This is a genomic window from Anaerotruncus sp., from assembly GCF_057433415.1.
In genome coordinates this window covers 63,505-77,835 of sequence record NZ_DBMDHH010000008.1, presented here as the reverse complement: position 1 = coordinate 77,835, position 14,331 = coordinate 63,505, and the positions used below count along the sequence as shown (strand labels likewise).

Sequence of the window (14,331 nt, the reverse complement as noted above, 5' to 3'; positions counted from 1 at the left end):
CTTCTCGTGGTAGCTCGTCTTGGGGTTCTCCCCCATCGCCATCTTGACCGCCAGCGGCGCGGCGAGGAGCATATCGTCCACCCGGCGGCCGCAGGTCTTCATCGCGCACATCTGCCCCGCGATCGGGTTGGCGCTGCCGGGACCGGTCACGACGGTCGTGACCCCCCAGTCGAGCGCCTCGGTGAACGCCCGGTCGAGCGGGTTCACCCCGTCCAGGCCGCGCAGCTGCGGCGTGACCGGGTCGGTGTCCTCGTTGCCGTCGTCCCCCTCGAAGCCGAGCCCGTCCTCCCACATGCCGATGTGGCAGTGGGCGTCGACCAGCCCGGGCAGCGCGACCGCGCCCGCCGCGTCGAACCGCTCCGCGTCCCGCGGCGCGCGCTCCATCGGGCCGACCGAGACGATCTTTCCGCCGTCCATGTGGATGTATCCGTGTTCAAATCTTTCGCCCGCCATCGTGCGGACGTCCGCGTTGACGATTACCATGCCCGTCCTCCTGTTTTCCGCTTCTCTTTTCAAAAGGAAAAGGGCGCCGCGGCGCCCTTTTGGAATCATTTGGGTGAATTTCTGCTCCGCGCCGTCCCGCGCTTCATGTCGGTATATTTCTTGAGGTCGGACATCTTGTCCTCGCTCTTCTGCTTGAACTTGCTCATCATGTCCTCGAAGGACATGTTCTCGCTCGTGATGTCCTGCCGCCGGTCGAACCCGTAGGAGACCTCGCGGGGCGGCCTGCGCTGATAGGGCGGGCGCGCCGGACGGTCGCCGGGCGCGCCGGGGCCTCCCTGGCGGAAGGGGCGCGGCGTGTTGGGACGCTCAGCCGCAGCCGGGGCGGGCGCCACCTGTTTGATCGACAGGCTGACCTTACCCTCGGGGGTGATCCCGATGACCTTGACCTTGACCATCTGGCCCATCGACAGGTAATCGGAAATTTCCTTGACATAGGAGGACGCCACTTCCGAAATATGTACCATTCCGGTCTTGCCGCCCGGCAGTTCGATGAACGCGCCGAACTTTGTGATGCCGGTGACCTTGCCCTCCAGAATACTCCCTACCTCAAGCTGCATAAATGTTACGCTGCCTCCTTAACGATCTTGTGTTTTATCGAGAAGCCCTTCCGGCTCCAGACACGCCAAAAGGCGGGCTTACGTGCCCGCTGTGTCACGGAATACGCGCTCGTCCGCCACACCCATATCGAGCTTGTCGCGCGCGATACGGGCCATAAAATCCCGGTCGTCCCCCAAGGCGATCTGCCGCTCGACCTCCTTGTTTGCAACGACCTGGTCTTCCAGCTGCGCGTTTACGCTAGTAAGCAGGCTGCGTTTGGAGGAGATCTCCATCTGCAGCGTGATCAGGCTTACCACGACGTAAGCGGCGAAGGCGAAGATACAAAACCGGATAAACAGGCTCTTCTTTTTTCCACGTACACTTTTCATGAACCGGGTTGCTCCTGTTCCTTCACGTTTTTCTTCTGTCCGTCCCACTGAAGTCGCTTTTTTAAATTATACAATAAATGACTGTGCTTTTTCAAGGGTATCCTCGAATTTTTCGCTTTATTTTTTATACATTTTGCCGATTGCTTCATGATTTTCGCCAAAAAGCCCCGAATCTTTTCTAACAGGCGCAGGACCGGCGCCACAAAGACCCGGTAAATCAGCCCAAAAAGCCACCGGATGGCCGCGATGATCCCCTTGGCCGCGCCGATGAGCAGCGCGCCGAGGGTGCAGTGGTAGAGGGAAAACCCCACCAGCTCCCCGATCAGGAAAAAGGCGCGCAGCTGCCCGTTGCCCGTTGTGAGCAGGAAAGCGAACGTCGCGCCCGCCGCGGCAAGCGAAAAAAGGATGTCCTCCAGCAGGACGGCCAGGGAGGGATGCCGGAAGGCGATGCGCAGAATCCGGAAGACGTCGTAGCACACCCCGAGCGCCGCGCCCAGCGCGACGGACAGTAAAAAGAGCCACGTCTGCCCCGCGACCGTGATCTCCATCGGCTTCCCCCCGTCCTTCCATTCTACCTTCCGTCAGCGGAATAATTTGCCGAAAAAACCGCCCCGCGCCGGGTGGTTATCCGCATAGGACAGCCCGTCAATCCGCGCGGCCTCGAGGTTCAGATCCCCCGTCTCCACGTCGATCCGGCTGATGTGCAGCCCCTCGCCGCGGATCGCCAGCTCCCCCGTCTCGCAGTAGACGACCACCGTCTGCTCGTCGAAGCTGTCCACGTCGGTCACTCCCGTCACCGTCAGCCTCCTGCGGTCCTCCATGATGATGTTGTGCGGCCCCAGATTCCTCTTTTCCTCGACCACCCGCGTCCGCCTCCCCCGTCAATTGATCTCTAATACCTATGAGGGGGCGCGCCAAAATATGAACGGGCCGCCGGAGGGAATCCTCCGGCGGCCCGTGCGCCGATCCTCAGTCGATGACCTTGTAGCCCTCGGCGGCGGTGTCCTTGGTGGCGTATTCGCTCACCTTGAGCACCTGCACCCGCAGGGGCTTCTGGCCGAGGTTCAGCTCGACGACGTCCCCCTCCTTCACGTCGTAGGAGGCGCGCGCCACCTTGCCGTTGACCGTCACCCGCCCCGCGTCGCATGCCTCGTTGGCCACGGTGCGCCGCTTGATGAGCCGGGTGATTTTGAGGTATTTATCCAGTCGCATATGCTTCCTCCAGATGCAAAAACCTGCCGCATCTTGCGACGCGGCAGGCCTTTTGGTGAAACGGTCTTACTTGCCGGAGACAGCGTCCTTGAGCGCCTTGCCGGCCTTGAAGGAGGGAACCGTCGCCGCGGCGATCGTGATCTCCTCTTTGGTGATCGGATTGATGCCCTTGCGCTCGTTGCGGGTCTTGGTCTCAAAGGTTCCAAAACCGACCAGAGCAACCTTCTCGCCGGCCTTCAGCGCGTCGGTGATCGCGTCGACAACCGCGCCGACGGCCTTCTCGCTGTCCTTCTTGGAAAGTCCAGATTTCTCCGCAACCGCGGTGATGAGCTCTGCTTTTGTCATTTTGAATGCCCTCCGTAAATAAAATTAAACATTGTTATATCTTCAGACAGCAACTGCCTGGGATAATCAGTCGTTTGGCTTGGCGGCGTTCCGTTTCTTGGCCTGCTTCCACAGCTCGTCCAGCTTTTCGATGCCGGCCGTCTTCATGTCCACGCCCCGCTCCCGCGCAAGCGCCTCCACCTGCTCGAACCGGTCGATGAACTTTTCGCACGCCTGCCCGAGGCTCTGCTCCGCGTCCACATGGGTGAACCGGGACACGTTGACCGCCGCGAAGAGCACGTCCCCCAATTCCTCGTCGATGTGCGCCGCGTCCCCTTCGGAAATGGCTTCCCGCAGTTCCGCGACCTCGCTTTCAAGGTCCCGCAGCGCCCCGCCGGTATCCGGGTAGTCGAACCCGACCTTCGCCGCGCGGTGCTGCACCTTTTCGCTGCGCATGAGCGCCGGAAGCGCCGCGCTCACGCTCCTGAGCGTCTCGGTCGCCGTCTTCTGGCCCTTGGTCCGCTCCTTGATGCGGTCCCAGTTGACGAGCACCTCGCCGCTGTCCGCGACCTTCGTCTCGCCGAACACATGGGGATGGCGGACGATCAGCTTTTTGCAGATGCCGTCGCACACGTCGCCGAAATCGAAGCGGCCCGCCTCCTCCTCCATGCGCGCGTGGAACGCCACCTGGAGAAGCACGTCCCCCAGCTCCTCCTGAAGGAGCACCGGGTCGTCGTTGTCGATCGCCTCGCAGACCTCATAGGTCTCCTCGATGAAGTTCCTGCGGATCGAGTGGTGGTCCTGCTCGCGGTCCCACGGGCAGCCGCCCTCTCCGCGGAGCAGGGACATGATCGTAATCAGGTCCCCCACGTCGTATTTCTGCTTGCGCTCAAACTGCACCGGCATGCCCGCCGCGCCCCCTTTACAGGCCCATTTGGGGCTGCTTTTAGTATTCTACCCTAAAAGGGAGCGCTTTTCAAGTAGCTTTGCAAACTTTTCGCCGCCCGGCACCATTAATATGTCCTCTTTGGTGACGGTTTTAGTCAATAAGACGACAAAAACATAAATTACGACGCCGATCGACACGCCGCCCACCGCCGCGAGCTGACTGCCGCAAACCCGCTCCAGCAGGCCGTTTGCGGCCCATGCCCCGACCGCGCAGCAGACCGCCGCGAAAAACGGCTTCCCGAAGACCGGCCCCACCGGAATGCGCACCCCGGTAGAATTTACCAGCACCCCGAAGCTCACGAAAAGCACGAACGCGTAGCAGACGAGCGTTCCGACGGGCGCGGCCTGGATGTTGAGCCGGGGCACCGCCACGAGCAGGAAGTTGAGCACGAGCTTGAGCCCGCCGCCTGCCAGCAGCAGCTTGACCGGCAGGTCGGCGCGCCCGACCGCCTGCAAAATCGCGTTGACCGGCAGCGAGAGCGCCACAAAGATCGCGCTCAGCCCCATCAGGTGGAGCGCCGGGGAGATGACCGCCGACTCCATCGGCTTGGAGAAGAAGAGCAGCCGCAACACCGGGCCGGCCATCGCGCAGATGCCCAGCCCCGCCGGCATCGCGATGAGGGAGGCCAGCCGCAGCGCGGACGCGACGTTGCGCTCCAGCGCCCTCCGGTCGCGCACCGCCCACGCCGCCGACACGGCGGGCAGCAGGCTCACGCCGATCGTCGTGGTGAGCGAGGGCACCAGGTTATAGACCGGCACCGCCAGCCCCGAATAACAGCCGTAGAGGTAGGAGGCGAGCATCTCCCGGCCCACCCCGCCCGGGATGAGCCCCTCGTAGATGCCCTCGATCACGCCCGGGTGCCGGGTGATCGCGTGGCCCAGGCGGTTCATCACCGAGATGAGATCGATGAAGGAGGTGAGGTTGGTGATGAGCGAGGCGACGCACACCGGCACCGCGATCGCGACCAGCCGTTTGAGCAGCGCGCGGGACGGGGCCGCGGGCGGCGACGCCTTCCACTGCTCGGGGGTGATCGCGCCGCGCCCGAGCCTGTGGCGCGCGGCCATGTAGACCGCGCCGCAGAGGGTGCTGACCGTCACGCCGAGGATCGCGCCCGCCGCCGCGTAGGGCAGCACCGCAATCTGCGCCTCCTGCGCCGAGGCGCAGGGCGCGCCGAACACCGTCCCCTCCAGGGAGAACTGCCGCAGGCCCGCCACCGTCACGCCGTAGGAGAGCGCCAGCCCAAACGCGAGCTTCGCGACCGCCTCGACGATCTGCGAGACGGCGGTGGGGGCCATGTCCTGCATCCCCTGCCAGTAACCGCGCAGCGCCGCCATCAGGCAGCCGAAGAAAAGCGCCGGGGAGAGCATCCGCACCGCCCACACCGAGCCCGGGTTCTGCACCCGGGCGGAAAACCACCCCGCGCCGAAAAACATGAGCAGGCTTCCCGCCGCGCCGACCGCGAGGAAGGCCGCCCCCGCCACCCGCAGGAGCTTGCGCGCGTCGCGCGCGCGCCCGCAGGCCATGCTCTCGCTGACGAGCTTGGAGACCGCCACCGGCACGCCCGACACAAAAAGGGCGTAGAGCGGATAGTAGAGCTCGTAGGCGACGTTGAAGTAGCTCATGCCCACGCCGCCGAGGATGTTGGTGAGCGGGATCTTGAAAAGCGCGCCGATCAGTTTGACGACCACCGTCCCGGCCGCCAGCACCATCGTCCCATACAGATAGCCGTGCCTGTGGCGCTGCTCCATTCCCACACCCCCGTCCCGAATTAATACACCTATATTACCACAGCGGGCCGTTTATTACTATACCGCGGTTGCATTCCCCCGCCCTTTCGGGTAGAATGGGAGCATCTGAACCGTTTGGAGGACTTGATTTTTATGGTTACGATCGGCGTCATCTGCGCGATGGACAGCGAATTCGACCTCATCCGCGAGGCCCTCTCCCACGGGGAAATCCAAACCGCGGGCCGCTGTGAATTCCTTTCGGCCGAGCGCGCGGGCAAACGGGTCGTCGCCGCCACCTGCGGCGTCGGCAAGGTCAACGCCGCCGTCTGCGCGCAGATGCTCATCTCCCGCTTCGGCGCGGACTATGTGATCAACAGCGGCGTCGCCGGCGCGCTCTCGGACAGGCTGCGCATCCTCGACCTCGTTGCGGCGCGCACCGTCTTTTACCACGACCTCGAGGAACGCCTGCTGCAAAAATATTTCCCCCACTGCTCCCGCTTTCCCGCCGACGAGCGGCTCGTCTCCCTCGTGGAGGAGCTCGCCGCCGGACAGGGGGTCCGCTGCGTGCGCGGGGAGATCGTCTCGGGCGAGCAGTTTGTCACCGATTCCGCCGTCAAGGAGCGGATCGCCCGCGAAACCCGCGCCGACGCCATCGAGATGGAGGGCGCGGCGGTCGGCCACGCCTGCTACCTGAGCGGGGTGCCCTTCGCCGTCGTGCGGTGCATCTCGGACGGCGCCGACGACAGCGGCGGCATGGACTACGACGCCTTCGTCGGGCACGCCGCCCGGCGCTGCGCCAAAATCACCCTCGGCCTCATCGACCGCATCTGAGCGCGGCGGGAGACGCGGGCGGCGGAACCCGCGCATCCGCGCGGGGACGCGTTCGCAGAACGCGTCCGCCCGGCCGCGGACCGGGCGTTCCGCCGCCGGGCGCGCCCCCCGCACCGCGTGAAAAAAAGCCGCCTCTGACGAGGCGGCTTTTCCGTTTGCGAAAACGGGTACGCGGGAGCGGGGCGGCTACGCCTCGTCCGCGAGGGTCGCGATGTGGTTGTGGTAGACATAGCGGTACATGAAAAGCGCGATCGTCACCGACACGTACTCCGAGACGGGGAACGCGGCCCACACGGCGTCGAGGCCGACGAACCGCGCCATCAGCCAAGCCACCGGTAGCAGCACCGCGAGCTGGCGCGCGACCGACATGGTCAGGCTGAGCACGCCGTTGCCCATCGCCTGGAAGACCGAGGAGAGCACGATACCGACCCCCGCGCCCAAAAAGCTGATGCTGATGATCCGCAGGGCGGGCACGCCGATGGAAAGCAGTGCGTCGGACGCCTTGAAAAGGCGGAGCAGGGGCACCGGGAAGAGCTGGAAGATCAACAGGCCGAGCGCCATGATGCTCAGCGCGTAGACGAGCGCCAGGCGGATCGAAGCGGTGATCCGGGTGCGCTTGCGCGCGCCGTAGTTGTAGGCCACGATCGGCACGAGGCCGTTGGTGAGCCCGAAGATCGGCATGAAGACGAAGCTCTGAAGCTTGAAGTAGACCCCGAACACGGCGACCGCCGTCTCCGAAAAGGCGATGAGGATCTTGTTCATGCCGATGGTCATGACCGTGCCGATCGACTGCATGACGATTGACGGCACGCCCACCTTGTAAATTTCCCCGATGATGCGGCCGTTCGGACGGAAATGCCGGAAATCCATGTGGACTTCCTTATTTTTCTTCGCATTGAACCACAGCCCCATCAGCATCGCCACGATCTGCCCAATGACGGTGGCGATCGCCGCGCCCTTGACTCCCAGCCTCGGGAACCCGAAGAGGCCGAAGATCATGATCGGGTCAAGGATGATGTTGATGATCGCGCCGGTCGCCTGGGTGATCATGTTGTAGATCGTGATGCCCGTGGCCTGCAAGATCCGCTCGCAGGCGAACTGCATGAAGCAGCCGAACGAAAAGACGGTGCAGACCGTCAGGTAGTCGGTGCCCATCGAGATGATCTCGGGGTTCTCGGTGAAGGCGCGGAAAAACGCCTCCGAAAACAGCCCCCCGAAGATGGCGAAGACCAGCCAGTTGCAGAGGGAGAGCAGGATGCCGTTTTCCGCCGCCGCGTTCGCGTCGTCGAAGCGGCGCTCCCCGAGCCTGCGGGAGAGCAGCGAGTTGATGCCGATGCCGGTGCCGATGCCCACCGCAATGATGAGGTTCTGCACCGGGAAGGCCAGCGACACCGCCGTGAGCGCATTCTCCCCGATCTGCGCCACGAAGATGCTGTCCACGATGTTGTAAAGCGCCTGGATCAGCATCGAGATCATGATCGGCAGGGACATCGTCACCAGCAGCTTGCCCACCGGCATGGTGCCCATGCGGTTTTCTTTTCTCTCTTCCATTGGACCCTTCCTTTTTCTTTTCTCTCTTTTTCGTCCACATTCGTGTCTATTAGATAAATAGATAGTATAGCATATCCCGGATGATACATCAACCCCGAAATGAAAGAAGCTGTGACGGAAAAAAGGAAGCGGGCACTAATCCGTGCCGCTTCCTTTTTTTCCTCGGCCGCCAAAAACATCTCTTCCACCGCGGCCTGCGCCGCCTTGACGCGGTAACCGATCTCCGACGCCTGCGTCGCCATGCCCGACGCAAGGTCTTTGATGTCCGTCATCTCGTTGAACAGCCTCAGATACATTTCCTTGTAAACGTCCATCCTTTTCTCCTTTATTGTCTGAAATATAATTTTTATTAGTTAATACCTAATGTGCATTATATATCACTTGATAATAATTTTCAAGAGGTCTTGGTAAACTTTATATGGGGGGAATCCAATATGAAGTTTGAATATCGGGATGAGTATATAAAGCTGGGTTTAAAAGTTTCCTACTATCGGCGGCTGCGCGGTTTGTCTCAAGAACAGTTGGCTGAGAGGATCGGAAAGAATCCATCGTATATCGGCCAGGTTGAGGCACCGAATATCGCACAAGCCATTTCTTTGGATTTGCTGTTCGATATCGCGAAGACATTGGGCGTGCCCGCGTATAAGTTCCTCGACTTCGAGGACGACTAGCGGCGGGCTTTCCCGGCCGCGCCGGCACGGGCCTTCTTCGCGAGGCCGGCTGGTTTCGCGCGGTGGGGGATTCTCAAGGGGGCGAGCTTTGCGCCCCCATCTTCTTCAAGCGAGCCCCCTTGAGCACCCTTCTTTCCCCTATTTCTTGGGTGGGCAAGAAATAGGGCCGCCCGCCGGGGCGGGACCCGGCATGCCCTCCCTGCCTCCGGGAGGAAGACCTGCAAGCGCAATCAAAAAGGCGGAGATTCTAAACGAATCTCCGCCTTTTTTCATGGTTTTCTTATTCCGCGGGGGTATCCCCGGCGGGCGCCTCCGGCGCTTCCGGGGCCTCGGCCGCCTCCGGCTCGATGGGCGACTGCTCCTTGAGGGAAGCGCCGCACCGCTGGCAGTAGAGCGCGTCGAGCGGGTTCTCCTTCATGCACTCGGGGCAGCGCAGCACCCGCTTCATCTCGTCGAGCCGGCCGTTGAGCTCGTCGAGCTCCGCAAGCTGGGAGGAGATCTCCTCGACGCACATGTTGATGAGCTCCTCGTTTTCCGCGCCCGATTTCCGGAGCTCGTAGATGATCTCCCCGAGCTTCAGGTAGTTCGCGTCAATGTCGTTTTTGAGCTGCGCGGCCTGCACGCGGACCTTCGTCTGCTCCGCGACCTCCTGCGCCTTGCTCCCGGCCGCGCTCGCCAAATCCTTCGCCTTGATGATCAGGTTATCAATGGTTCCCATATCAGCATGACCTCCGTCCGTTAGATTCTAGGGATATTATACACGCTGGCCGGGGCTTTTACAAGCGCCCGCCGCGGATTTCCTATTCCAGGTAAAATTCCCGCACCCGCTTTTTGCGCCGCAGGACCTCGTCGAACCGGGAAAGGTACTCGTAGGGGTACTTGTAGTTATAGACCCGCTCGATCTCCCCGGTGACCGGGTGGCGCAGCTTGGTGGACGCGCCCGCCCCCACCGCGAGGATGGTGTGCGTCTCGTCCATGATGTAGACGTTGTAGAGCCCCTCCCGGCCGGGCAGCGAATAGCCGACGTTTTCGAGGTTCGCGAGGGTGCCGTTCTGCCGGTAGAGGTAGTAGGGCCGCTGGCCCGCGGCGGCCGCCGCGCGGCGCGCGTAGCCGACCATCCCGTCCACGAGCGCGAGCTCGGCGCGCGCCTCGCCGAAGGAGAGCCGGGAGGCCCGCTTGACCGTCAGCGTGTGCACCGTGACGTTCTCGGGCGCGAGGGCGAGCACCCCGTCGACACTCGCGCGAAAGCCCTCGGGCGTGTCGGTCGGGAGCCCCGCGATCAGGTCGGTGTTGATGCAGTCGAAACCCACCTTCCGCGCGAGTTCGAACGCCTCGAAGAACCGCGCCGACGTGTGGCGGCGGCCGATCTCCGCGAGCACCCCGTCCGAGAGGGTCTGCGGGTTGATGCTCACCCGCCGCCCGCCGCCCGCCTTGATGGCGCGCAGCTTGTCCTCCGTGACCGTGTCGGGGCGGCCCGCCTCGACGGTGTATTCCCACGCCGAGGCCACGTCGAAATGCGCCGCGACCGCGTCCATCACGCGGGAGAGCTGGTCCGCCGTGAGGGTGGTGGGGGTGCCGCCGCCGAAATAGACGGTGCGCAGCCGAAGCCCCAGCTCCCGCGCGATCTCTCCGGTGGCGGCCAGCTCGCCGCACAGCCTGTCCACATAGTCGGGGATCAGCTTCGCGGCCTGCTCGACCGAGTGGGAGACGAACGAGCAGTAGGCGCACCGGGTCGGGCAGAAGGGCACCGAGACATAGAGGGAAAAGCTGTCGGGCGTCGACCGGGAAAGCAGCTCCCGCTCAACGGCGGCCGTCTCCACGGCGAGGGAGAACTTCTCCCCGCTCACCAGCCGCCCGTCCATAAAATGGCGGCGCAGGGCCGCCTCGTCCATCCCTTCCTCCATCCGCGCCGCGAAGAGCTTGACCGGACGGATGCCGGTGAGCACCCCCCAGGGCGGGCGGACGCCCGTCCCCTCGGACAAAAGCGTATAGGCCAGCACGCCGAAGCGGTGCTCCAGCCCGGCGGTTCCCCCGGCGGGCGCCTCGGCCCGCAGGGCTCGGGGGGAGCCGTCCCCCAGGCGCGAAACCGCCTCGAGAAGCCCCTCCCGGTACCGGGCGTGCAGAAAATCGCCCGCGAAATCCTCCGGGGGCGCGCCCTGCTCCACGGCGACCTTCTCGCCGGGGAAAAACATCTGTGTGAGCCGCTGGAGCTCGTAGCCGCAGGCGTGCCCGTCAATAAAGACCGTCATGCGCCGCTCCGCTCATGTAGGGGTTGTGCCTGCGTTCCCGCTCGAGGGTGCTCTCGGGGCCGTGGCCGGGCAGCACCCGGTAATCCCCCGGCAGCGCCGCGAGCTTTTTGAGCGAGGCGAGCATCGACGGGTAGTCCCCGCCGTAGAGGTCGATCCGCCCGATGTCCCCCGCGAAGAGGGTATCCCCCGTGAAGAGCAGGTCGCCGCATTTGTAGCTGACCCCGCCCGCCGTGTGTCCGGGGGTGTCGATCACCTCGAAGCGCATCGGCCCCGCCGTGACCGCGTCCCCCTCCCCGAGCAGCAGGTCGGGGGTGAGCAGGTAGTCCTCGTCGGTCATGCCGCGCATGATCGCGAGGCTCTTGCGGCGGTCGGCGAGCATCTCGAGATCCCGCCGCCCGACCGCCAGCTTGCAGCCGAACGCCTCCCGCAGCGCCCGCACCGCGCCGATGTGGTCGTAGTGCCCGTGGGTCAGCAGGATGTATTCGGGGTGCAGGCCCTTTTCCCGCAGGAACGCCTCGAGCTTTTCCGCCTGGAAGCCCGGGTCGATGACCACGCTCGCCTCCCCGTCCGCGACGATGTAGCAGTTGGTGCCCATCGTGCCGACCGGCATCGTGTATACTTTCATCTTTTCACCTCTGGCAGCAATTCCCGCGCAGTCCCCGGCGGAAACGCCGCCGGGACCGGGCGCGGGTTATTTCTTCATGATTTCGTCCGTGTCGAGCAGGATGGTCACCGGGCCGTCGTTCTCGATCGACACGCGCATGTCCGCGCCGAAAACCCCCGTCTCGACGGGGGAGACGCCCGCGTCCTTCGCCGCGGCGACGAACCGCAGGTAGAGGGCGTTGGCCTCCTCCGGCGCGGCCGCGCCCGTAAAGGAGGGCCGCCTCCCCCGCCGCGCGTCGGCGCAGAGGGTGAAGTTGGAGACGACGAGCATTCCGCCGCCCACCTCCAACAGGGATTTGTTCATCTTGCCGTTTTCGTCCTCGAAGACGCGCAGGCCGGCGGCCTTTTCCGCGAGGAAATCCGCCTCGTCCACCCCGTCGCCCGTCACGACGCCGAGCAGGACCGCGAGCCCCTGCCCGATCTCCCCGAGCACCCGCCCGCCGGACGTGACCTTCGCGGACGAAACACGCTGCAATACCGCTTTCATGGCGATCCCCCTACCAGTTTATTCCGGGCCGCTACTGCACAGACCTTGTGACGCTCGTCACGCCCGGGATCTTTCTGAGGTTTCCGATGATAAAGTTGAGCTGATCGATGTCGCTGACCGTGAAGGTCACCGTCACGATGTTCTCCCCCGTCTTGACCTCGCGGGCCATCAGGGTGCTGATCGAGATGCGCATCGTGGAAAGCGCCACCGAGATGTCCGCCAGCGCGCCGATGCGGTCGTCGGTGACGATCTCGATCGTGCTCTTGAAGTGCTCCTTCTTGGCGCTCTCCATCGCCCATTCGGCCCGCACCCAGCGTTCGGCGTTGTTCGGGTCGTTGATGGAATTTATGACGTTCGCGCAGTCCTTTTTATGGATCGACACGCCGAAGCCCCGCGTCACGAAGCCGATGATCTCGTCCCCCGGCAGCGGGTTGCAGCAGCGCGCGAACTTGACCAGGCAGCTGTCCAGCCCTTCGACGATCACGCCGCTCGAGGCGCCCTTCACGCGGTGCGGCTTGATTGGCACCCGCTCGGTCGGATCCTCCGGCTCGACGGTGCGGTACATCTTGACGTAATCCTCTTTGACGCGCGGCATGATCTTGGAGAGCAGCACGCCACCGTAGCCGACCGCCGCCAAAAAGTCGTCCACCACCTCGAAGTGCTGGCGCTTGGCGATCGCGAGCAGGAACTCCTTCGCCTTGCCCTCCGGCAGGGTGATCATGTTGCGGCGGAACTCCCGTTCCAGCTCGGCGCGGCCCTGCTCGATGTTCTCCTCGCGGCGCTCCTTCTTGTACCAGTTGCGGATCTTGTTGCGCGCCTCGGTCGTCTTGACGATCTTGAGCCAGTCGCGGCTCGGCGCGTGGTCCTTCGCGTTGGTCGTGACGACCTCGATGATCTGGCCGGTGCGCACCGGCGTGTCGAGCGCGACCATCCGCCCGTCGATCTTTGCCCCCACCATCCGGTTGCCCACCTCGGTGTGGATGGCGTAGGCGAAGTCGATGACCGTCGAGTCCACCGGCAGGGCGATCACGTCCCCCTTGGGCGTGAAGACGTAGACCTCCTCGGGCGAGAGGTCGCTCTTGATCGAGCGGACGATGTCCTCGACGTCGTCCGCCTCCTTTTGGTTCTCGATGAGCTGGCGGATCCACGCGAGGCGCTCCTCGAGCTTGTCGTGCCCGGTGATGCCCGCCTTGTATTTCCAGTGGGCCGCGATGCCGTATTCCGCCGTGTGGTGCATATCCCAGGTGCGGATCTGCACCTCGAAGGGGATGCCCTCCTTGTCGATGACCGTCGTGTGGAGCGACTGGTACATGTTCGGCTTGGGGGTGGAGATGTAGTCCTTGAAGCGGTTGGGCAGCGGCCGGAAGAGGTCGTGAATGATGCCGAGGATGTTGTAGCACTCGTTGACCGAGTCGACGATGATGCGCACCGCGTAGATGTCGAAGATCTCCTCGAAGGCGCGGCCCTGGATGTAGACCTTGCGGTAGATGCCGTAGACGCTCTTGACCCGCCCGTCGATGTAGACCTCGCTGTATTCCGACGCGAGCCGCTCGCGGATCTTCGCCTTGATCTTTTCCAGGAAGCTTTGGCGGTCGGCCTTTTTGAGCTCGAGCATCTTTTCGATCTCGTGGTAGGCCACCGGGTCGAGGTAGCGCAGGGAGATGTCCTCGAGCTCCTCCTTGACTGCGCGGATACCAAGCCTGTGCGCCAGCGGCGCATAGACCTCCATCGTTTCAAGCGCCTTGTCGCGGCGCTTCTGCTCGGGCATGACCTCGATCGTGCGCATGTTGTGCAGCCGGTCGGCCAGCTTGATGATGATCACGCGCACATCCTGCGCCATGGCGAGCAGCATCTTGCGCACGTTCTCCGCCTGCTGCTCCTCGCGGGAGGTGAAGCTGATCTTGCCCAGCTTGGTCACGCCCTCCACGAGCAGCGCCACGTCCGCGCCGAACTGCTTCTGGACCTGTTCGGCCGTGACGTCGGTGTCCTCCACCACGTCGTGCAGCAACGCGGCCTCGACGCATTCACTGTCCATGCCGAGGTCGACCAGGATGATCGAGACGGCGATCGGGTGGGAGATATATGGCTCCCCCGATACGCGGCACTGGCCCTTGTGGGCCTCTCTGGCCACCTCGTAGGCCGCAAGGATCTTTTCGCGGTCGTAGGGACGGCCGCTCTTTTCGATCGCCTGCAGCAGATCTTCAATTACATAGTATTTCATTCGCTTCCTCCATCAC

Annotated in this window: 17 protein-coding genes and 1 pseudogene; 2 read left to right on the top strand and 16 right to left on the bottom strand. The window is 63.7% G+C overall.

The features are described from left to right. The 9 genes and pseudogenes from ACZO3G_RS04025 to ACZO3G_RS03985 all read right to left on the bottom strand — a co-directional run. Positions 1–483, bottom strand: a pseudogene (locus tag ACZO3G_RS04025) (amidohydrolase family protein); the annotation flags it as partial. Positions 484–548: 65 nt separating this feature from the next. Next, on the bottom strand, positions 549–1,061 hold the full coding sequence (locus tag ACZO3G_RS04020; RefSeq protein ID WP_101551421.1) for a S1 RNA-binding domain-containing protein: 513 nt from the start codon (positions 1,059–1,061) through the stop codon (positions 549–551). Between the two features lie 78 nt (positions 1,062–1,139). Further along, positions 1,140–1,430 carry a hypothetical protein gene (locus ACZO3G_RS04015; RefSeq protein ID WP_101551424.1) on the bottom strand — a complete coding sequence of 97 codons (291 nt, stop codon included), beginning with the start codon at positions 1,428–1,430 and terminating at the stop codon, positions 1,140–1,142. Continuing rightward, positions 1,427–1,978, bottom strand: a complete 552-nt coding sequence (yabQ, locus tag ACZO3G_RS04010; protein WP_101551426.1) for a spore cortex biosynthesis protein YabQ — start codon at positions 1,976–1,978, stop codon at positions 1,427–1,429. Before yabQ ends, ACZO3G_RS04015 begins: the two co-directional genes overlap by 4 nt. 33 nt (positions 1,979–2,011) lie before the next feature. Then, positions 2,012–2,293 (bottom strand): YabP/YqfC family sporulation protein, encoded by a 282-nt coding sequence (locus ACZO3G_RS04005; RefSeq protein WP_101551428.1) that lies wholly within the window; start codon positions 2,291–2,293, stop codon positions 2,012–2,014. A 106-nt stretch (positions 2,294–2,399) separates the two neighbouring features. After that, on the bottom strand, positions 2,400–2,642 hold the full coding sequence (locus tag ACZO3G_RS04000; protein ID WP_101551431.1) for an RNA-binding S4 domain-containing protein: 243 nt from the start codon (positions 2,640–2,642) through the stop codon (positions 2,400–2,402). 66 nt (positions 2,643–2,708) lie between these two features. Next, the gene (locus ACZO3G_RS03995) at positions 2,709–2,987 is read right to left on the bottom strand and encodes an HU family DNA-binding protein (protein ID WP_101551433.1); all 279 of its coding nucleotides are present in this window, start codon (positions 2,985–2,987) and stop codon (positions 2,709–2,711) included. Positions 2,988–3,053: 66 nt separating this feature from the next. Further along, a complete protein-coding gene (mazG, locus tag ACZO3G_RS03990) occupies positions 3,054–3,872 on the bottom strand; it encodes a nucleoside triphosphate pyrophosphohydrolase (protein ID WP_276871262.1) in 819 nt (272 codons plus the stop codon). A 48-nt stretch (positions 3,873–3,920) separates the two neighbouring features. After that, entirely contained in the window at positions 3,921–5,663 is a 1,743-nt protein-coding gene (locus ACZO3G_RS03985) for a putative polysaccharide biosynthesis protein (RefSeq protein ID WP_276871265.1), read from the bottom strand. A 132-nt stretch (positions 5,664–5,795) separates the two neighbouring features. Here ACZO3G_RS03985 and ACZO3G_RS03980 point away from each other — a divergent pair, with 132 nt between their 5' ends. Then, positions 5,796–6,473 (top strand): 5'-methylthioadenosine/adenosylhomocysteine nucleosidase, encoded by a 678-nt coding sequence (locus tag ACZO3G_RS03980; protein ID WP_276871268.1) that lies wholly within the window; start codon positions 5,796–5,798, stop codon positions 6,471–6,473. Positions 6,474–6,659: 186 nt separating this feature from the next. Here the strand turns inward: ACZO3G_RS03980 and ACZO3G_RS03975 are convergent, their stop codons facing one another. After that, positions 6,660–8,024: an MATE family efflux transporter gene (locus tag ACZO3G_RS03975; protein WP_101551439.1), complete on the bottom strand. Its 1,365-nt coding sequence runs from the start codon at positions 8,022–8,024 to the stop codon at positions 6,660–6,662. Then, complete coding sequence (locus tag ACZO3G_RS03970; protein ID WP_276871270.1) at positions 7,967–8,338, bottom strand: hypothetical protein; 372 nt, start codon at positions 8,336–8,338, stop codon at positions 7,967–7,969. Before ACZO3G_RS03970 ends, ACZO3G_RS03975 begins: the two co-directional genes overlap by 58 nt. A gap of 120 nt (positions 8,339–8,458) precedes the next feature. Here ACZO3G_RS03970 and ACZO3G_RS03965 point away from each other — a divergent pair, with 120 nt between their 5' ends. Continuing rightward, entirely contained in the window at positions 8,459–8,695 is a 237-nt protein-coding gene (locus ACZO3G_RS03965; RefSeq protein WP_101551444.1) for a helix-turn-helix domain-containing protein, read from the top strand. A gap of 280 nt (positions 8,696–8,975) precedes the next feature. On the opposite strand, the gene ACZO3G_RS03960 is transcribed toward ACZO3G_RS03965, so the two are convergent. The 5 genes from ACZO3G_RS03960 to ACZO3G_RS03940 form a co-directional block, all read right to left on the bottom strand. Continuing rightward, positions 8,976–9,413, bottom strand: a complete 438-nt coding sequence (locus ACZO3G_RS03960; RefSeq protein ID WP_101551446.1) for a hypothetical protein — start codon at positions 9,411–9,413, stop codon at positions 8,976–8,978. A gap of 82 nt (positions 9,414–9,495) precedes the next feature. Next, on the bottom strand, positions 9,496–10,944 hold the full coding sequence (gene hemZ, locus ACZO3G_RS03955; RefSeq protein ID WP_276871275.1) for a coproporphyrinogen dehydrogenase HemZ: 1,449 nt from the start codon (positions 10,942–10,944) through the stop codon (positions 9,496–9,498). Then, positions 10,928–11,569: an MBL fold metallo-hydrolase gene (locus tag ACZO3G_RS03950; protein ID WP_101551450.1), complete on the bottom strand. Its 642-nt coding sequence runs from the start codon at positions 11,567–11,569 to the stop codon at positions 10,928–10,930. Before ACZO3G_RS03950 ends, hemZ begins: the two co-directional genes overlap by 17 nt. 66 nt (positions 11,570–11,635) lie before the next feature. Further along, on the bottom strand, positions 11,636–12,094 hold the full coding sequence (dtd, locus tag ACZO3G_RS03945) for a D-aminoacyl-tRNA deacylase (RefSeq protein WP_101551452.1): 459 nt from the start codon (positions 12,092–12,094) through the stop codon (positions 11,636–11,638). A gap of 31 nt (positions 12,095–12,125) precedes the next feature. Next, positions 12,126–14,315 carry a RelA/SpoT family protein gene (locus tag ACZO3G_RS03940; protein ID WP_101551454.1) on the bottom strand — a complete coding sequence of 730 codons (2,190 nt, stop codon included), beginning with the start codon at positions 14,313–14,315 and terminating at the stop codon, positions 12,126–12,128. Between the last annotated feature and the right edge of the window lie 16 nt (positions 14,316–14,331).